Source organism: Microbacterium sp. PAMC21962, assembly GCF_019443465.1.
Lineage (GTDB): Bacteria > Actinomycetota > Actinomycetes > Actinomycetales > Microbacteriaceae > Microbacterium > Microbacterium hominis.
Window position 1 is genome coordinate 1147475 of the sequence record NZ_CP080381.1, and the last position, 18409, is coordinate 1165883.

The window sequence follows — 18409 nt, forward strand, 5'->3', positions numbered from 1 at the left end:
GAGCCGCACGAGGCGGGCGGCGTCGCCGTCCAGACGCGCGAACGTCTTCATCCGGCCAGTACGCCCCGGCGGGTGTCGGCCGCGTCGGTAGGCTGAAGGGATGAGCGACGGTGCGGCACGAGCGATCCGACGCCTCCCCGACGGCACGGTCAAGCAGATCGGCCCGCTGACCGGGACGCGGGTGTGGACGGTCCCGGGCCGGGCGAGCCGCCCCCTGGGGCTCGCCCGCGACGACACCCGCCGGCTCGGCCCGGGCGAGGATCGGCGGCTCTGCGCCTTCTGCGTCGACCGCTACTTCGAGACCACGCCGGAGAAGGCCCGCCTGGTGGGACCGCGCTTCGAGGAGCTGCGACGCGTCCCCGCCTCCGCACTGAACGACACGGTCGCCGAGTTCCGGCGCTTCGCGAACCTCTTCGAGATCGTCTCGGCGGAGTACTGGCGCGAGAACCACGGCTTCCGTCAGCCCGCGCACGTCTTCCGGTGGGCCGAGGAGTACCTGTCCGACCCCGTCGGGCGCGTCCACCTCGAGAAGCTCGCCGAGATCCGCGCGCAGGCCGCGGGCACCGAGACCAGCCTCGAGGAGGCGGCTCTGGATCTGCTCGGCGGCTCCCACGACGTCGTGGTGGCGCGACGCCATGTCGTCGACGGCGCGACCACCGACGCCGAGCTGGCCTCCTCGGGCACCCTCACGCCCGACGAGCACGCCGCGTACGTCGCCTTCACGGTGCGGGCCCTCGCGGAGATCCAGGCGGCGCAGCCGCACGCCGCCTACGTCAGCGTGTTCCAGAACTGGCTGCGCCCCGCCGGCGCCTCCTTCGAGCACCTCCACAAGCAGCTCGTCGCGATCGACGAGCACGGGCCGCAGGTCGACCACGAGCTGCGGCTGCTCTCCCACGATCGCGACCTCTACCAGCACGAGATCGCCGACCTCGCCGTGGCCGAACGCCTCGTCGTCGCCGCGAACGACGGTGCCGTCGCGTTCGCCGGCGTCGGCCACCGCTATCCCGCCTTCGAGATCTTCTCGACCTCCGACGCCAATCTGCCGCAGGACCACACGGATGCCGGCATCCGCGCCGTGTCCGACCTGCTGCACGCTCTGCACGCCGCCACCGGCGTCCACGTCCCGACCAACGAGGAATGGCACTACCGACCGCCGGGTGCACCGTGGCCCATGCCGTGGCGGGTCGTGCTGAAGTGGCGCATCTCGACGCCCGCCGGATTCGAGGGCGGCACGAAGATCTACGTCAACACGATCGACCCGTGGGAGCTGCGCCGCCGCGCGGTCGCGACGCTGCACGGGCTGCGCGACGCGGGCGCTCTGGCCACCGGCATCCGCATCGGCGATGAGTGCACGCCGGACGACGCCGTGCTGCACTATGCGGACCCGGCGTGAGCTTCCCGTTCGAGCGCCTGCGTCGCGCGCCCGACATCGAGGGTAAGGGTCTGGTCGCCGCGGATGCCGCGGACCGGCTCATCCTCGACGAGTCGGCGGCGCTGCGCACCGCGGCGGGGCCGGGTGAGATCGTCGTCATCGGGGACGGCTACGGCGCCCTCGCACTCGGCGCGGCCTTCGCCGGCGCGCGTGACGTGCGGGTGCATCAGGACGCGCTCTCGGGCGAACGCGCGCTCGCCGCGAACGCGCGGGCGCTCGGCCTGGACGACCGGGTGTCGTCGGGTGCTCTGGACGCGGCGCTGGTGTCGGGGGCGCGCGTCGTGCTGCTGCGACTGCCGCGCGCGCTCGATGCGCTGCGCGACATCGCCGGGCTGATCGCCGCACACGCGGTATCCGATGTCGTCGTGGTCGCCGGCGGGCGGCTCAAGCACATGACCGTCGCGATGAACGACGTGCTGCGCAGCGCGTTCGACACTCTCGACGTCACGCACGCGCGGCAGAAGTCGCGGGTGCTGATCGCCCGCGACCCGCGCGGCGTCGGCGGCGATCCCGTGCCGGCCGCGGCGCGCATCGACGGGCTGGAGGTGCGGGCGTTCGGCGGCGCGTTCGCCGGCGCGCGACTGGACATCGGCACGCGCGCGCTGCTGGCGGCGCTGGACGCGGCGCCCGCCGCCCCGGCGGGCGGCACCCCCGACGATCCCTGGATCGACCTCGCGTGCGGCACCGGGATCATCGGCGCCTGGCTCGCCCGGCGGCATCCGGCGGCCCACGTGTACGCGAGCGACCCGTCGGCCGTCGCCGTGGCATCCGCCCGGGCGACGGCGGCCGCCAACGGCCTCGCCGACCGCGTGATGGTCGCTCGTGCCGACGGTCTGGAGCAGCGCGCGGATGCGTCCGCGTCGTTCATCGCCCTGAACCCGCCCTTCCATTCCGGCGCCGCGCTGACCGCGGGCATCGCCGAACGCCTGTTCGCCGACGCGGGACGGGTGCTGCGCCCCGGCGGCGAGCTGTGGTGCGTGTGGAACTCGCCCCTGCGATACCGACCCGCACTGGATCGGCTGGTCGGTCCGACCCGTCAGCTCGCGCGCGACGCGAAGTTCACGGTGACGGTGTCGACGAGGCGCTGATCCCGCCGGAGCGAGCGACGGGCCGCCCGCTCAGACGATGCCGGCGCGGATGCCGTCCAGCGAGTCGGCGACCTTGGGGAGGCGCTGAGCGAGCACGCCGTCGAGCTCGAACAGGCGCTCCCGGGCGTCCTGCAGGACGCGGGCGCCCTTGGAGGTGACGTGGAGGTCGCTGGCCGCTCCGGCGTGGGCCGTCGCATCCTGGACGAGGCCGTCGTCGACGAGCGTGCGGACGGCGGTGTGCGCCGACTGCACCGTGATGTGAGAGCGGCGGGCGAGCTCGGAGAAGGAGATCCCCGGCTCGGCGTAGATGTGCCCGAGGAGGCCGAACTTGCGGGTGCTGATGCCGAGGTCCTTCAGGATCGCCGCCAGCTGCTCCTCCCACATCGCCGAGACCGCGAGCAGCGCGATGACCGGACTGAAGCGGGGGCTCTCTTGGGTCATGGCCCCATGCTAGCGAGCCACCGGCGGAGACGGCCTCAGGCGCGACCGTGAGCGAGCGCCGCGACGACGGCGGGTGCGGGATGCCGAGGTGTCCCGCACCCGCCGCGTCATCAGGGTGCGCCGACGACGGTGTGGGCCATCACCGAGGCACCGTCCGCGCTCGTCCAGCCGTGACGGGCGGCGAAGGCGATCATGTCGTCCCACCGGGGTGCCCAGTCGTCCTCGGCGACCTGCTCTTCGGCGAGCGCCCGCAGGCGCGCGATGTCGAGCCAGTGGTGCAGCGCGCCCACGCGCTCTCCGCCGAGGCCGGCACCCGCCAGCGCGGCCGACACGGCGTCCCCGACGGGGGCATGGATCTCGAGCCTCGCCGTGTCCGCGGGCTCCTCGAGCTGGACGTCGCCGTCCCAGCGCACCGTCACGATCATCGCCCGCTCCTCACGGTCCGTCCGCCCCTCACGCCGCGACGCGCTCGCCGACGAGCGCACGCACGCGTGGGAGGACCTCGCGCCCGTAGAGCTCGAGCGAACGCAGCGAGACCTCGGTCGGCAGCGCGGCGTCGGTGAGCGTCACCTCGATGCGCTCGATGCCGGTGAGCAGGATGAAGTCCGCGATCTCGCGCGCGACCTTCTCGGGTCCGCCCATGAAGTTCGGCCGCACGGGCATCGACATCCCCTTCGGCTCCGTCGGGAGCGGCACCGACGCCGGCACGCCCGCCATCCCCATCGCCAGTCGCGCCATCAGCGGTGCCGGCGCGGCGAAGAGCTTCATCAGGTTGCCGAAGCCGGTCTCGTCGGCGATCCTCTCCGCCTCGGCATCCGTCTCGGCCACGAGAGCGAACGCGCGGTAGAGCATGTCCTCGCCCGCGACGGTGCGACCTGCCTTCTGCGCCTCCGCCTTGAAGACCTCGGCGAAGGTCGCGATCACGGGGGCCGGGGCGAACGAGAAGCCGGCGATGTAGCCGTTGCGCGCCGCATACGTGGCCGAGTCGGGCGAGTTGGCCGACACGAGGATGGGGAGGTCCGCCTCGGGCTGCGGCCACACGGCGACGGTGCGGTACTCGAAGTGGCGGCCGATCCAGGCGAACGGCTCCGGCTCGCTCCAGATCGCCTTCATGAGCTCCATCTGCTCGTAGAACACCTCCTTCGACTCCCACGGGTTCGTACCGTAGGTGAGCAGCTCGTTGGGGGTGCCGCGGAAGAAGCCGACCAGCAGCCGCCCCGGGGCGAGCGCGCTCAGCATGCCGATCTCCTCCGCCAGACGCACGGGGTTCACGAGCGGCAGCGTCGAGCCGAGCAGACCGATGTCGATGCCGACCTCACGGGCGAGCAGCACGGCGGCCGTCACGGAGTTGGGCGACAGCTGCGCGGAGCTGTAGTGATGCTCCGCGACGGAGATCTGATCGAGCCCGGCCGCCTCCACGGCGTGCGCGAAGTCGATCGCGCCGCGCAGCGACGTCGACGAGACGCCCGGCTGACGGGACACACGCGGCGGGGCCGGCCACGATCCGTGGCGCGGCAGGTCGTAGGTCGGGAAGGGGTGGAACACGGAGAACTTCATTGTCGGCAGTTCCTTGTCGGTCTGGTGGTCAGGGGTAGATGAGCGTCGAGCGGTCTTCGATGACGAACTCGGATCCGCGCTGCAGGAAGTCGCCGACGATCGCGGCGAAGGCCTCGGGCCGGTCTCCGCTGAGGTCGTGCGCGGCGTCGTAGACGATCGCGAACGTCGCATTGGGCATGATGCGCCGGTATGTGCGGCCGACCTCGGTGCCGAAGAGTCCGTCCGCGGTCCCGGTGAGCACGAGGGTGGGGGTGTGCACGTCGGCGAGGCTGCGCTCGAGGTCGATGTCGTGGAGAGGGCCCATGATCCGCTCCACGAGCGGCCAGATCGTCGCGATGTGGGCCGGATCGGCCGGGACGATCGTCTTGCGCTCCGGGTGGGCGTGGAAGGCTCGGGCCATCTGTTCGGGCGAGAGCTTCGACGGATCGCTCCCGTCGGGCCGGAACGCGCCGGGCACCTCCAGCACGAGCCGCGTCAGCCGGTGCGGGGCGAGCACGGCGGCCCAGGATGCGACGACTCCCCCCATCGACGTCCCCAGCAGCGCGAACTCGGCGAGACCGAGGGCGTCGGCGATCGCGAGCACCGTGCGGGCCATGTCGCGGCCATCCGCGGTGCGCTCGTTGCGCTCCTGCCCGAACCCGGGCAGCTCCACCAGGTACACCCGGTTGCCCGCGGTGAGCAGATCGATGCCGCGGGAATGGGTGAACCCTCCCGACCCGTGCGAGAAGCCGCCCGCGCCGTGGAGGGCGATCAGGTCGGGCCCCTCACCCGCGACCTCGTACCGGACGGTGAACCCGTCCGCATCCACCGTCCCCGGGGTGAACACCACGCCCGCGTCGAGCGTCACTTCGTTGTGTGTCATTGTCGCCTCCTTGCTTGATGACCGGTCAGCAGTATGTGACTGACATTGCAACACTGTCAAGTGAATCGCGCACACTAGACTCGACGCATGGCAGATTCATCGCAAGGAACGCTGCTCTCCGATCGCGCGTACGACGACATCCGGTCTCGGATCCTCGACTGCGTGATCGCCCCCGGCGAGTTCGTCAGCGAGCGGGCACTGGCCCAGCAGCTCGACCACGGCATCGCCGCGACGCGTGCCGCCCTGGCCCGACTCGCGTCGGACGGCCTGGTGACCTCGATCCCCCGGGTCGGGTACCAGGTGGCGCCGATCACCCTTCGCGGCGTCACCGCCTTCTTCGAGACGTGGGCCATCATCGGCCCGCCGTTCGTCGGACTCGGCATGTCGCGCCTCACCGCGGCGCAGCGCCGCGAGATCGAGAGCCTGCCCGCCCTGGCCCCGAACTACACGGCGCGCGAGGCCGTCGAGTACGCCGACGCCTTCTTCCGCATCCTGGCCGAGGCCGTCGACAACTCGCTGCTCGCCGAGATCTTCCGCCGCCTCCAGGGCGACATGCATCGCATCTTCACGCTCGCCTACTGGGATACGACCACCCACGGCGATTCGGCGCCCCTGCAGCCCGTCCTGGCGGACTTCGATCCCGCGACGGCCGAGCGGCAGGCGGCGGAGTTCATCGAGCACGCCCGCCGCCACACGATGAACTGGGTGACGACCTCCACGTCCCTCGCCGACGTCGCCCTCTCGTTCCGCTGACGCCTCCCGCCCGCCGTTCCGGCGCTTGACATGTCAATACCGCGCGAGTGATAGCCTACGCTCCACCCGCGTGCGACATCCGAGCCCGCGCGCAGCGACGAAGGAGACGGCATGATCACTCCGGCCGGCGAAGAGCCCTCATACGCGGTGCGCTCGCCGCGTAGCGACATCCCCGCACGTGCGCGCACCGCACTGGCGGATCGGCCGACGGATGCCGCGCGCCTGCGCGTGGTGGTGCTGCGCACCATGCCGCCCGGATCGGGCCTCGAGCCGATCGCGGAGGCACTCGAGCACCGGCTGGCGCAGGCGGGTCCGTCGATCGAGGCGACCGGACGTCTGCGACGGCAGTTCGTGATGGACGACCCGCAGGAGCGGGCGGAGCTCGCCGCCGAGGCCGACGCGGTGATCCTCGTCGCCGGACCGGGCGCGACGAGCGTCACCCTCAGCCTGCAGTACGCCGTCGAGCTCGAGCGCTCCGGGGTGCCGACGGTCACGACGGTGTTCACTCCCCTCGTCGAGACGGCCCGGCACGTCTGCGATCGGGCGGCGACGCCCCTGCGGTGGGTCGCGGCGCCTCCCGCCACCGAGCCCGACGCCGCCGCCGAGGCGGCGGACCGCGCGATCGCCGAGCTCACGCGTCCCCTGTCCGCCGAAGAGACCGCCACGGGCATCCGTCCGGCGCGGCGGGAGCCCGAGATCGCCGTCCGCGGCACCCTTCGCGACATCGACGACGCGTTCCTCACCCGCGGGTGGAGCGACGGGCTGCCGATCACTCCCCCCACACGGGCCGCCGTCGAGGAGATGCTCACCGGGACGACGCGCGGTCGCGACGAGATCGTCACGACGCGATTCCGCCCCGAAGGCCTCCCGGCGACCGTCGAGAACGTCGCGATCAACGCCGTCCTGGCCGGAGCCCGTCCCGCGCAGCTGCCGGCGATCCTCGCGGCGGCGAGCATGATGGGCGACCAGGCCTTCGAGTCGCAGACCCGATCGGTCAACTCGTTCGCCTGGGCGCAGCTGATCAGCGGTCCGTACGCCGCGGCAGCCGGCCTGCACGGCGGCCTGAACGCGCTCGGACCGGGGCACCGCGCGAACGCGACCATCGGCCGCGCGCTGCACCTGATGATCCGCAACCTCGGTCACGCCGTCGACGGCGTGACGACCAGCGTCACCCAGGGGACGCCGGCCGGATGGGGCTTCGCCTTCACGGAGAACACGGCGCAGTCGCCGTGGGAGCCGTTCCACGTCAGCGAGGGCTTCGCCCCCGACGAGAGCACATCCTCCCTGTTCACGATGGGCTTCGCCCACGACGGCACGTTCTACTACGGAGATCTCGACGACATCGCGCGCTCGCTCGCGTCACTGGCGGATCTTCCCGCGGGGGCGCTCGTGCTGCTCAGCGCCAAGCGGGCGCGAGCGCTGGCCGATGCGGGCATGAGCAAGCAGGATGTCGAGGGCCACCTGTACCGCCACGCCGTGGCGCCCCTGGGCCGGCTGCGCTCCAGCGGGTTCTGGCCCGCGACGCGTGCCCGCATGGAGCTGGGCCTGCCTCGCACGCTCCCGCGGGACTACCTCGTTCGACCCGACGACGAGGAGGTGCCGGTCTACGCGCCCGGGTCGATCAAGGTGGCGGTCGTGGGCGGCGACGTCGCGTCGGTCGCCCAAGCGTGGGTGCTCGCCCTCCACGACACCGCTTCCGTGGATGCGTGGAGATGACGACCTTTTGATTGTTCACAAGACGTCGTTGACATGTTAGCTTAAGGCATCTGCCCGCTCAGGGCTCCCTTCGACAGCAAAGGCGCCGTCCATGACCGACCACCTGCACCGCATGCCCGACACCCTGACGGCCACCGGGCCGGTCGCCCGCATCCTTGCGAGCGACCAGCCTGCGGCCGGGATCTCCCCCGACGCCCTGCGCGGACTGTTCCGCAACCACCCCTCCGGCGTCGCCGTGATCACGGCGCCCTCCGACCGCGGCCCGGTCGCGATGACCGCCTCCTCGCTCTTCTCGGTCAGCGTCGCCCCACCGCTGATCGTGTTCTCGGCATCCGCGCTGTCGTCCAGCACGCCGGCCCTGCTGGCCGCCGACACCCTGGTGATCCACCTCATCGACGCGGAGAGCCACGAGATCGCGGTGCTGGGCGCGACGAGCGGCATCGATCGCTTCGCGGACACCGACCTGTGGAGCACGCTGCCGACCGGGGAGCCCTACTTCGTCGGCCCGCACCGCCGCATCCGCGCACGCGTGGTGAACAAGGTCGATGCCGGGGCCGCGACGCTGTTCGTCGTGCAGGCGATCGAGTCGTGGAACGACGAGCCCGCCGATGACGCGTCGCCCCTCGTTTATCACAACCGCACGTGGCACACGCTCTCCGACGGGTCCCGCCTCGCCTGACGCGGCGCGAGACGCGGGAACGACGATCGGATCGTCAGCCCTTCGCGCCGCCGGGAGGGCCGAGGATCAGGAGCACCGCGAAGATCGCGACGACCGCGACGAGGATGCCGACGAACAGCAGCCAGGGGCGGCGCAGGAACCACGCCAGCGGCGCGTCGTACCAGCGCGCATCGGTCGCGTCAGCGGCCTGCTCGACACGCCAGGTACCCGCGAGCAGGCCACGACGGTGCACCCACAGCTCCGTCGGGACCGTCGCGTAGGGGATGATCGCGGAGATCAGGGCGACGGCCGTCGGACCCGCCGGCCAGCGGTTGTTCAGCGCGACGAGCACGACGGTCGCGCCATAGGAGAGGAACACGAATCCGTGGATGCCGCCGCCGATGGTGACCGCCGGCGCCCAGCCGGTGGTCGCGCGGACGATGAGCCCCGCGATGAGCAGCGTCCACGACACGGCTTCGGCGAACGCGAGCGTGCGGAACAGGGACAGGGGTGTGCGGAGCATTCCTTCAGCATAACTGAAGGACGGATCGATGCCTGAGCACTCCCTGTGAGGCCCGGCCGGACGCCGCCGAGTCGTGACACCACGACGCCCCCCGCCGAGATGCTCAGGGAGCAGGTCGGCAGGGGGCGCGCGCGGGGCTCGGCATCCGCCTCACGGTGACGCGCTCAGAAGTCCCAGTCGTCGTCCTCGGTCGCGACGGCCTTGCCGATGACGTACGACGAGCCCGACCCGCTGAAGAAGTCGTGGTTCTCGTCGGCGTTCGGCGACAGGGCCGACAGGATGGCGGGGTTCACGTTGGTCAGCTGCGACGGGAACATCGCCTCGTAGCCGAGGTTCATCAGCGCCTTGTTGGCGTTGTAGTGCAGGAACTTCTTGACGTCCTCGGTCAGGCCGATGCCGTCGTAGAGGTCCTGCGTGTACTGCACCTCGTTGTCGTACAGCTCGTAGAGCAGCGAGAAGGTGTAGTCCTTGATCTCGTCGCGCTCGGGCTGGGTGAGCTTCTCGAGCCCCTTCTGGAACTTGTAGCCGATGTAATAGCCGTGCACGGCCTCGTCGCGGATGATGAGGCGGATGATGTCGGCGGTGTTCGTCAGCTTCGCCTTGCTCGACCAGTACAGCGGCAGGTAGAAGCCCGAGTAGAACAGGAACGACTCCAGCAGGGTCGAGGCGACCTTGCGCTTGAGCGGTTCGTCGCCACGGTAGTAGTCCATGACGATGTGGGCCTTCTTCTGGAGGTTCGGGTTCTCCACCGACCACCGGAACGCGTCGTCGATCTCCGGCGTCGAGCACAGGGTCGAGAAGATCGACGAGTAGCTCTTCGCGTGCACCGACTCCATGAACGCGATGTTGGTGTACACCGCCTCCTCGTGCGGCGTGATCGCGTCGGGGATGAGCGACACGGCGCCGACGGTGCCCTGGATGGTGTCCAGGAGCGTCAGCCCGGTGAACACCCGCATCGTGGTGGTCTGCTCGTCGGGGGTGAGCGTCGCCCACGACTGGATGTCGTTGGACAGCGGCACCTTCTCGGGCAGCCAGAAGTTGTTCACGAGGCGGTTCCAGACCTCGAGGTCCTTGTCGTCCTGGATGCGGTTCCAGTTGATCGCCTGGACGTGATCGATGAGCTTGAGCGGCTCAGAGGGGGTCATGATTTTCCTTCAGCGGTCGTTGAACGCAGCGTCACAGCATGCAGCTGACGCACTCGGACAGGTTCGTGCCCTCGAGTGCCATCTGACGCAGGCGGATGTAGTAGATCGTCTTGATGCCCTTGCGCCACGCGTAGATCTGCGCCTTGTTGATGTCGCGCGTGGTGGCGGTGTCCTTGAAGAACAGCGTCAGCGACAGGCCCTGGTCGACGTGCTGCGTGGCCGCGGCGTACGTGTCGATGACCTTCTCGTAGCCGATCTCGTACGCGTCCTGGTAGTACTCCAGGTTCTCGTTCGTCATGAACGGCGCCGGGTAGTAGACGCGGCCGATCTTGCCTTCCTTGCGGATCTCGATCTTCGACGCGATCGGGTGGATCGAGCTCGTCGAGTTGTTGATGTACGAGATCGAGCCGGTCGGCGGCACCGCCTGCAGGTTCTGGTTGTAGATGCCGTGCGCCTGGATCGACGCCTTCAGCTCACGCCAGTCGTCCTGGGTCGGGATGTGGATGCCCGCGAACAGCTCGGCGACCCGATCGGTCTGCGGCACCCACTCCTGCTCGAGGTACTTGTCGAAGAACTCCCCCGACGCGTACGTCGAGTCGGCGAAGCCGTCGAAGGCCGTGCCGCGCTCGATCGCGATGCGGTTCGAGGCGCGCAGGGCGTGGAACAGCACCGTGTAGAAGTAGATGTTCGTGAAGTCGATGCCCTCTTCCGACCCGTAGTGCACGTGCTCGCGCGCGAGGTAGCCGTGGAGGTTCATCTGACCCAGGCCGATCGCGTGCGAGCGGTCGTTGCCGTCCTCGATCGAGCGGACCGAGCGGATGTGGCTCTGGTCGCTGACCGCCGTGAGCGCACGGATCGAGGTCTCGACCGTTCCCGCGAGGTCCTTGCCGTCCATCGCGAGGGCGATGTTCATCGAGCCCAGGTTGCAGGAGATGTCCTTGCCGATCTGGTCGTAGGACAGGTCCTCGTTGTACGAGGTCGGCGTGTTCACCTGCAGGATCTCGCTGCACAGGTTGGACATGTTGATCCGACCCTTGATCGGGTTGGCCTTGTTCACCGTGTCCTCGAACATGATGTACGGGTAGCCCGACTCGAACTGGATCTCGGCGAGGGTCTGGAAGAACTCGCGCGCGTTGATCTTCGTCTTCTTGATGCGCGCGTCGTCGACCATCTCGCGGTACTTCTCGGTGACCGAGATGTCGCCGAACGGCACCCCGTAGACCTTCTCGACGTCGTACGGCGAGAAGAGGTACATGTCCTCGCCGTTGCGGGCGAGTTCGAACGTGATGTCGGGGATCACGACGCCGAGCGAGAGCGTCTTGATGCGGATCTTCTCGTCGGCGTTCTCGCGCTTGGTGTCGAGGAAGCGCAGGATGTCGGGGTGGTGCGCCGAGAGGTAGACGGCGCCGGCGCCCTGACGCGCACCGAGCTGGTTGGCGTAGCTGAAGCTGTCTTCGAGCAGCTTCATGACGGGGATGATGCCGCTGGACTGGTTCTCGATCTGCTTGATCGGCGCGCCCGCCTCGCGGATGTTGCTCAGCAGCAGCGCCACGCCGCCGCCGCGCTTGGACAGCTGCAGTGCGGAGTTGATGCCGCGGGCGATCGACTCCATGTTGTCCTCGATGCGCAGCAGGAAGCAGCTGACGAGCTCGCCGCGCTGGGCCTTGCCGGTGTTGAGGAACGTGGGGGTCGCCGGCTGGAAGCGGCCGGAGATGATCTCGTCGACGAGCTTCTCGGCGAGCTGCTGGTCGCCGTCGGCGAGCCCGAGGGCGGTCATGACGACACGGTCCTCGAAGCGCTCGAGGTAGCGCTTGCCGTCGAAGGTCTTCAGCGTGTAGCTCGTGTAGTACTTGAAGGCGCCGAGGAACGTCTCGAAGCGGAACTTCGCGCCGTACGCCCGGTCGTTCAGGCGCTGGATGAACGCGAACGGGTACTTCTCCAGCACCGCGCCCTCGTAGTACTCCTTCTCGACGAGGTAGTCGAGGCGCTCCTGCAGCGAGTGGAAGAACACGGTGTTCTGGTTGACGTGCTGCAGGAAGTACTCCCGCGCGGCGCGCTTGTCGGCGTCGAACTGGATCTGGCCGTTCTCGCCGTAGAGGTTGAGCATCGCGTTGAGGGCGTGGTAGTCCATCCCCTCGAAGCGCGCGTCGGTCTTGAATGTCGCCGGGCTCACTGCAGCTTCCACCATCGTTCCAATCCGTCGCTCACACGAACGACGTCGTCAGGCGTGCCGAAAAGTTCGAGCCGATACAAGTGCGGCACGGTGCACTTGCGGCTGATGATGTCACCGGCGCGACAGAACGACTCGCCGAAGTTGGTGTTGCCCGCGGAGATCACTCCGCGGATGAGGTGACGATGGTGCTCGACGTTGAGGAACCGGATCACCTGTTTGGGGACGGCCCCCTTCTCCTCGCCACGCCCCTGGCCGCCCCCGTAGGTCGGTGTCACGAGCACGAACGGCTCGTCGACCTCGAGGGGGGCGTCGCCAGGGGTGAGCGGGATGCGGGCGGCCGGCAGGCCGAGCTTCTCGATGAAACGCGCCGTGTTGCCCGACACACTCGAGAAGTAGACGAGCAGCGGGGCGCTCGTCAGCGTCGGCATCTCAGGCCAGACGGCTCGCGAGCTCGTCGATCTTGTCGGGACGGAAGCCCGACCAGTGGTCCTCGTCCGTGACGACGACCGGCGCCTGCAGGTAGCCGAGCGACTTCACGTGCTCGAGGGCCGCCGGGTCTTCGGAGAGGTCGAGGACCTCGTAGTCGATGCCCTTGGAGTCCAGCGCGCGGTAGGTCGCGTTGCACTGCACGCAGGAGGGCTTGGTGTACACCGTGATTGCCATGTCGTTCTTTCTCTCCCCTTGATCCCAGCGGATCGATCTCTGCGGTTGTCGTCGTCTTGTCGCCTGTGGTCCCGGCCCTGCCCCCGCCGGGAGTCCAATACTACATATGGGTACGGACGTTGGATAGCACCACAAGGGCTAGTAGTTACATCCGTGTAGTTTTGCACCGTTCTCCCCATGTACAACACAGGTTGTCCACCGTTTCATCCACAGGAGGCCGAGCGATCCGGCGTCGGGAAAAAGCCTGAATCACGGGCATTTCCCCCGGGCCGCGCCCGCTCATCCACAGTTCGGACGCTAGCCGCCGCCTCCGACACTCCCGGGCCTGTGGAATGGGGTCGTCGGCGTGTCGCGGCATCCCTCGGGCGTGTCGCGATGTCGCCCCCGACGGGTAGCGTGGAGGGGTGGCGGGATACCGGGAATTGCTGCGCACGCGGGGCGTGGCGCGCATCATCGCGGCTCAGCTGACGGCGCGGTTCCCGAACGGCATGACGAGCCTCGCGATCCTGCTGCACGTCGAGCAGATGACCGGGTCGTACGGAGCCGCCGGTCTCGTGCTGGCGGCGGCATCCGTGGGTCAGGCGACGGCCGGCCCCGTGACGAGCCGGTGGATGGGCCGATGGGGCATGCGCCGGGTGCTCACCCTCACGACGACCGTCTGCGCCGCCGCTCTGCTCGCCCTCGCCCTGATCCCCATGGGCGTCGTGGGTTACATGGTGTTCGGCCTCATCGCGGGCCTGTCCACGCCGCCCGTGCAGTCCGCGGTGCGCACGATCTACCCCAAGCTCGTCAACGCACGGCAGCTGACCGCCCTGTTCTCGCTCGATGCGAGCCTGCAGGAGATCATCTGGATCCTGGCGCCCGTCGTCATCACGGTCGTCGCCACGCAGGTCGGCACGGTGCCGGCGCTCCTGCTCATCGTCACGATCCTCGCCGCCGGCGGCGCGTGGTTCATCCTCTCCCCCGAGGTCGGCCGGGTGCGCATCCCGCGCAGCCGCCGCGCGTTCGGGAAGGTGCTCGGCAAGCCCGTCGTGCTGCTGGCCACCGTCATCGGCTTCCTCCTCATCGGCGCCTGTGCCGCAGTCGAGGCGGCCGTCGTCGCGACATTCGGACACGGCGGCCTCGAAGCCGGTCTCGTGCTCGCCGTCTTCTCCGTCGGCAGCCTCGCCGGCGGCCTGGCGTTCGGGCACATCCCCATGGGGCCGTGGGCGATGGCGCGCCGCATGAGCGTCGTCGCGGTCGGACTCGTCGCGGCGGTCTTCGTCGTGGGCGGCATCGGCGCCTCCACGCCGTGGTGGATCGGGGCGTGCCTCGTCATCGCGGGCGTCGGCATCGCGCCGGCGCTGGCCGTCATGTTCGCGATGACCTCGGCATCCGTGAAGTTCAGCGAGACTGCCGAGGCCTACGGATGGATCGGCACCGGACAGCTCATCGGCGCCGCGCTCGGCTCCGCCATCGCCGGGTTCCTCATCGACGGCACCGGGCATGCCGGGGCGTACGCGGCGGCCGCCGCCTTCGCGATCGTCGGGGCGCTGGTCGCGACCGCCTTCGTCCGCGGCTTCCCCGACCTGCGCGGCCGCGACGCGAGCCCCATCCCCGACACCGAGCCGGTCCCCGTCATCACCTGACGCGCGGCCCTGCTCGCGCGTACGAGGGTGCGGCGCCTCGCGCGTGCGGGGGTGCGGGCACGCGCCGGAACTGCAAGGGATGCTGCGAGACACGCCGCATCCGTGTGCGCGGAGTCGGCGTGTCGCCCGCGGGGCCTTGCCGTTCGGTCGGCGCGACCCGGGTGCCGCGGCGCCCGCGGCTCAGGCGATGCGTCGGAGGATGTGCAGGAGCGCGAGGGCGTACGCGTCCTCGGGCTGCGGATGCTCGAACACGTGGCGCTCGCCCGCGAACTCGATCTCGACGCGATGGGTGTCGGTCAGCCGCTCCAGGCGGCGGAACGCGCCGCGCAGCAGCTCGCGCAGCTGATCCTCGCGCGGCAGCCACAGCGCGTCGGTCTGCGCGACCGAATCCAGCGCCCACTCCGTCGTCCCGTTGAACGCGAGGATCGCACCCGTCGCGTACTGGCGGGGTTCGATCGTCATCTCACTGACGGTGAACACGTCCGCTTCGAACTCCGGCTCGTCGAGCTGGAAGCGGTCACCGGATGCCGGGCGCCACACGAGCCCCGCATCGCGGAGGGCGACGGCCAACTCGGTCGAGATCATGCCCCCATCCTCCCCCGCCCACGCCGCGGCCGGGCCATCCCGCGACGCCCCGGCCGCGCCGGGCATCGCGGCACGCCGGACCGAACTCCTCCAATCTCGTACGCCCCGGCCGCCTCACCGGCACTTGGACCCCGGCCCGGCCCCAAGCGGAGGAGTTCGGGACACGCGACCTCGACGCCGAACGGCCCGACTCCCGCGGCGAGGGGCAGGATGGAAGGGTGAGAGACTTCGACCCGACCCCGTACCTCCCCGACGACCTGCTCGAGCGCATCCGCTCGCGCGCCGCGGCGGTGGATGCCGAGAACCGGTTCCCCGACGAGGACCTCGCCGAGCTGAGGGATGCCGGGTATCTCGCGATCCTCGTCCCGACGGCGCTCGGCGGCGCGGGACTGGGTCTCGCCGAAGCGGCGGTGCTGCAGCAGAGACTCGCGAGCGCCGCGCCGGCGACCGCGCTCGCGATCAACATGCACCTCGTGTGGACGGGCGTGGCGAAGGTCATGTCCGATCGCGGCATCGACGACCTGCGGTTCGTGCAGACCGGCGCGGTCGCCGGCCAGGTCTTCGCCTTCGGCATCAGCGAGGCGGGCAACGACCTCGTGCTCTTCGGCAGCGACACCGCCGCCGTCCCCGGACCCGACGGTTCGTACACGTTCACGGGGACGAAGATCTTCACCTCGCTCGGCCCGGTCTGGACCCAGCTGGGACTGCACGGACTCGACACGACCGACCCGGCGAACCCGAAGATGGTCTACGCCTTCGTCCCCCGCACCGACGCCGTCGACACCCGCGACGACTGGGACACCCTCGGCATGCGCGGCACGCAGTCGCGGACGACGGTGCTGAGCGGCGTCGTCGCCCCCGCCGACCGGGTCGTGCGCCGTGTCGACCCGGGCCCGAACCCCGATCCCATCGTGTTCGGCATCTTCAGCGTGTTCGAGGTGCTCCTGGCATCCGTCTATACCGGCGTCGCACGTCGGGCGCTCGATCTGGCCGTCACCGCCGCCAAGACGCGGAGCTCGAAGAAGACCGGCCGTCCCTACAGCGACGACCCCGACATCCGGTGGCGGATCGCCGAGATGGCGCTCGCCTACGACGGCCTGCTCCCCCAGGTCGCGGCGATCGCGCACGACATCGACGCGCTCGTCGACCACGGCGGACTGTGGTTCCCGAAGCTGTCAGGCCTGAAGCATCGGGCGGTGGTGGCGGCCAAGCAGATCGTCGACGAGGCGATGCTCGTCGCGGGCGGCTCGTCCTACTTCACCCGCAACGAGCTCAGCCGCCTGTACCGCGACGTGCTGGCCGGCATGTTCCACCCGTCCGACCCCGAGTCGGCACACGCGACCGTCGCCGCGGCCTGGCTCGGTCCGGTCGGCGCCTAGCCGCCTCGACCGCGCCCGCCGCGGCATCCACCCCGCCGCATCCACCCCGCCGCATCCGACCGAACTGCAAGGGATGCCGCGCGACGCGCCGTCGGCGGCGCGCCGGACCCCGCGTGTCGCACCGACGGACTTGCAGTTCGGGCGCCCGACCCGGCCCGACAGCCCGGCCGACGACGCGGTCAGCGGGCCTCGAGGTCGTACGCCTTGAGCAGTTCGGCGACGGCGAGGTCGCGCTGATCGCCGCCCTCGGCGAACATGTGGGCGACGTGCGTGCGCAGGTGGTTCTCGATCAGGAGCTTGTCGAGCGAGGCCAGCGCCTTCTGGATCGCCCGGGACTGGGCGATGATGTCCATGCAGTACTCCTCGCCCTCGATCATCCGCGCGAGCCCGCGCACCTGTCCTTCGAGGATGCTGGTGCGGTGCAGGGCGCGCTTCTGGATGTCTTCGATCACGCGGCCAGGATACGCCGCGTGCGAGACTACGGGGATGGCGCCCACTCCCACGCAGCTGCTCAGCCCGGCCGATCAAGAGCGCCGGCGAGCTCTGCGGGTGATGAAGGGCGTCGCGCTGGGCGCGCTCGTGCTGATGGCGGTCGTGTTCGTCGTCGCCTTCGTCCTCCAGGAGCGCTATCCCTGGCTGGAATACGTCCGCGCGGCGGCGGAGGGCGGCATGGTCGGCGCCCTGGCGGACTGGTTCGCGGTGACGGCGCTGTTCCGCCACCCGCTCGGCATTCCCATTCCGCACACCGCGATCATCCCGCGGCGCAAGGACGAGATCGGCCGCACCCTCGGCGAGTTCGTCGAGACCAACTTCCTCGAGGCCGAGGTCGTGCGATCGAAGCTCGAGTCGACCCCCATCGCCCGCACCGCCGGCACGTGGCTGAGCGAGCCCGCCCACGCCGAGACCGTGGCGGGCGAGGCCTCGGCGGTGGCCTCCGGCATCCTGCGCGCCCTCAGCGACGACGAGGTGCAGGACCTCATCAGCGACCTGGCGCGCGAGCACCTGCTGAGCCCCGAATGGGGTCCGACCGTCGGCGCGTGGCTCGGGCGGGTCGTCGCGGCCGACGCGCATCGCGGCGCCGTCGACCTCGGCGTCGACAGCATCGCGACGTGGCTGCGGGCGAACCACGAGGCCTTCAGCGGGCTCGTCTCCCGGCGCCTCCCCTCGTGGGTGCCGTCGGTGGCCATGCGCCTCGTCGACGACACCGTCTACAACGAGGCGGTCAAGTTCGTCGCAGCCATCCAGGCCGACCCCGATCACCCGGCGCGGCGCGCCGTCGACGGCTACCTGACCCGTCTCGCCGAGAACCTGCAGAGCGATCCGACGACCATCGCACGCCTCGAAGACGCGAAGACCGCGGTGTTCGACAGCCCGCGCGTGCGCGAGCTCGCCGCCGACGCGTGGAACACCGCGAAGACGGGACTGCTCGCGGCGCTGGCCGACCCCGAGAGCGGTCTGCGCCGGCGCGTGACGGCGGCGCTGGTCGAGATCGGCGAGCGTCTGGCCACGGATGCCGCGCTGCAGCACCGTGTCGACGACCGGATCGCGGACGCGGCCGTCTTCGTCGTCGACCGCTACCGCCACGACATCGCCTCGATCATCACCGACACCGTCGAGAAGTGGGATCCGGCCGAGACGACCGAGAAGATCGAGCTGATGGTCGGCCGCGACCTGCAGTACATCCGTCTCAACGGCACGATCGTCGGCGCCCTGGCCGGCCTCGCGATCTTCGCGGTCGCCCACGCGCTGCTCGGCTGAGCACCCCTTTTCGACGGCGCCGACGTCGGCGGTGCCATCTGGATGCGG

Annotated in this window: 19 protein-coding genes; 8 read left to right on the forward strand and 11 right to left on the reverse strand. The window is 70.1% G+C overall.

The window, feature by feature from the left end:
* Nucleotides 1-100 precede the first annotated feature (100 nt).
* A complete protein-coding gene (locus KY498_RS05625) occupies nt 101-1393 on the forward strand; it encodes a DUF4921 family protein (protein WP_191008301.1) in 1293 nt (430 codons plus the stop codon).
* Nucleotides 1390-2520, forward strand: a complete 1131-nt coding sequence (locus KY498_RS05630) for a class I SAM-dependent methyltransferase (protein ID WP_191008300.1) — start codon at nt 1390-1392, stop codon at nt 2518-2520. The genes KY498_RS05625 and KY498_RS05630 overlap by 4 nt, the downstream gene beginning before the upstream one ends.
* Before the next feature lie 30 nt (nt 2521-2550).
* Here the strand turns inward: KY498_RS05630 and KY498_RS05635 are convergent, their stop codons facing one another.
* The 4 genes from KY498_RS05635 to KY498_RS05650 form a co-directional block, all read right to left on the reverse strand.
* Nucleotides 2551-2961 (reverse strand): MarR family winged helix-turn-helix transcriptional regulator, encoded by a 411-nt coding sequence (locus tag KY498_RS05635; protein ID WP_060959411.1) that lies wholly within the window; start codon nt 2959-2961, stop codon nt 2551-2553.
* A 110-nt stretch (nt 2962-3071) separates the two neighbouring features.
* Nucleotides 3072-3386, reverse strand: a complete 315-nt coding sequence (locus tag KY498_RS05640) for a hypothetical protein (protein WP_191008299.1) — start codon at nt 3384-3386, stop codon at nt 3072-3074.
* A gap of 28 nt (nt 3387-3414) precedes the next feature.
* Nucleotides 3415-4518, reverse strand: a complete 1104-nt coding sequence (locus KY498_RS05645; RefSeq protein WP_060959409.1) for an LLM class flavin-dependent oxidoreductase — start codon at nt 4516-4518, stop codon at nt 3415-3417.
* 28 nt (nt 4519-4546) lie between these two features.
* A complete protein-coding gene (locus KY498_RS05650) occupies nt 4547-5380 on the reverse strand; it encodes an alpha/beta fold hydrolase (RefSeq protein WP_191008298.1) in 834 nt (277 codons plus the stop codon).
* Nucleotides 5381-5467: 87 nt separating this feature from the next.
* Here KY498_RS05650 and KY498_RS05655 point away from each other — a divergent pair, with 87 nt between their 5' ends.
* The 3 genes from KY498_RS05655 to KY498_RS05665 all read left to right on the forward strand — a co-directional run bounded on the left by KY498_RS05655 (nt 5468) and on the right by KY498_RS05665 (nt 8528).
* A complete protein-coding gene (locus tag KY498_RS05655) occupies nt 5468-6133 on the forward strand; it encodes a GntR family transcriptional regulator (RefSeq protein ID WP_191008297.1) in 666 nt (221 codons plus the stop codon).
* Nucleotides 6134-6244: 111 nt separating this feature from the next.
* Complete coding sequence (locus KY498_RS05660) at nt 6245-7849, forward strand: hypothetical protein (RefSeq protein ID WP_191008296.1); 1605 nt, start codon at nt 6245-6247, stop codon at nt 7847-7849.
* A 91-nt stretch (nt 7850-7940) separates the two neighbouring features.
* Nucleotides 7941-8528 carry a flavin reductase family protein gene (locus tag KY498_RS05665; RefSeq protein WP_223848891.1) on the forward strand — a complete coding sequence of 196 codons (588 nt, stop codon included), beginning with the start codon at nt 7941-7943 and terminating at the stop codon, nt 8526-8528.
* A gap of 34 nt (nt 8529-8562) precedes the next feature.
* On the opposite strand, the gene KY498_RS05670 is transcribed toward KY498_RS05665, so the two are convergent.
* The 5 genes from KY498_RS05670 to nrdH all read right to left on the reverse strand — a co-directional run bounded on the left by KY498_RS05670 (nt 8563) and on the right by nrdH (nt 13011).
* On the reverse strand, nt 8563-9030 hold the full coding sequence (locus KY498_RS05670; RefSeq protein WP_060959405.1) for a DUF3817 domain-containing protein: 468 nt from the start codon (nt 9028-9030) through the stop codon (nt 8563-8565).
* A 164-nt stretch (nt 9031-9194) separates the two neighbouring features.
* Nucleotides 9195-10175: a class 1b ribonucleoside-diphosphate reductase subunit beta gene (gene nrdF / locus KY498_RS05675; RefSeq protein ID WP_005052315.1), complete on the reverse strand. Its 981-nt coding sequence runs from the start codon at nt 10173-10175 to the stop codon at nt 9195-9197.
* Between the two features lie 31 nt (nt 10176-10206).
* Complete coding sequence (nrdE, locus tag KY498_RS05680) at nt 10207-12363, reverse strand: class 1b ribonucleoside-diphosphate reductase subunit alpha (RefSeq protein ID WP_060959404.1); 2157 nt, start codon at nt 12361-12363, stop codon at nt 10207-10209.
* Nucleotides 12345-12776 (reverse strand): class Ib ribonucleoside-diphosphate reductase assembly flavoprotein NrdI, encoded by a 432-nt coding sequence (gene nrdI, locus KY498_RS05685; RefSeq protein ID WP_101305969.1) that lies wholly within the window; start codon nt 12774-12776, stop codon nt 12345-12347. Before nrdI ends, nrdE begins: the two co-directional genes overlap by 19 nt.
* Nucleotide 12777: 1 nt before the next feature.
* Nucleotides 12778-13011: a glutaredoxin-like protein NrdH gene (gene nrdH, locus KY498_RS05690; RefSeq protein WP_005052310.1), complete on the reverse strand. Its 234-nt coding sequence runs from the start codon at nt 13009-13011 to the stop codon at nt 12778-12780.
* Nucleotides 13012-13415: 404 nt separating this feature from the next.
* Here nrdH and KY498_RS05695 point away from each other — a divergent pair, with 404 nt between their 5' ends.
* Nucleotides 13416-14639, forward strand: a complete 1224-nt coding sequence (locus KY498_RS05695; protein ID WP_191008295.1) for an MFS transporter — start codon at nt 13416-13418, stop codon at nt 14637-14639.
* Nucleotides 14640-14819: 180 nt separating this feature from the next.
* Here KY498_RS05695 and KY498_RS05700 read toward each other — a convergent pair whose 3' ends face one another.
* On the reverse strand, nt 14820-15224 hold the full coding sequence (locus tag KY498_RS05700; RefSeq protein ID WP_060959401.1) for a hypothetical protein: 405 nt from the start codon (nt 15222-15224) through the stop codon (nt 14820-14822).
* A gap of 218 nt (nt 15225-15442) precedes the next feature.
* Here KY498_RS05700 and KY498_RS05705 point away from each other — a divergent pair, with 218 nt between their 5' ends.
* Nucleotides 15443-16603 (forward strand): acyl-CoA dehydrogenase family protein, encoded by a 1161-nt coding sequence (locus tag KY498_RS05705; protein WP_191008294.1) that lies wholly within the window; start codon nt 15443-15445, stop codon nt 16601-16603.
* Between the two features lie 179 nt (nt 16604-16782).
* On the opposite strand, the gene KY498_RS05710 is transcribed toward KY498_RS05705, so the two are convergent.
* Entirely contained in the window at nt 16783-17055 is a 273-nt protein-coding gene (locus KY498_RS05710; RefSeq protein WP_191008293.1) for a metal-sensitive transcriptional regulator, read from the reverse strand.
* Nucleotides 17056-17089: 34 nt separating this feature from the next.
* Between KY498_RS05710 and KY498_RS05715 the strand changes: the two genes are divergently transcribed.
* Nucleotides 17090-18361, forward strand: coding sequence for a DUF445 domain-containing protein (locus KY498_RS05715; RefSeq protein ID WP_060959398.1), 1272 nt, complete (start codon nt 17090-17092; stop codon nt 18359-18361).
* Nucleotides 18362-18409 lie beyond the last annotated feature (48 nt).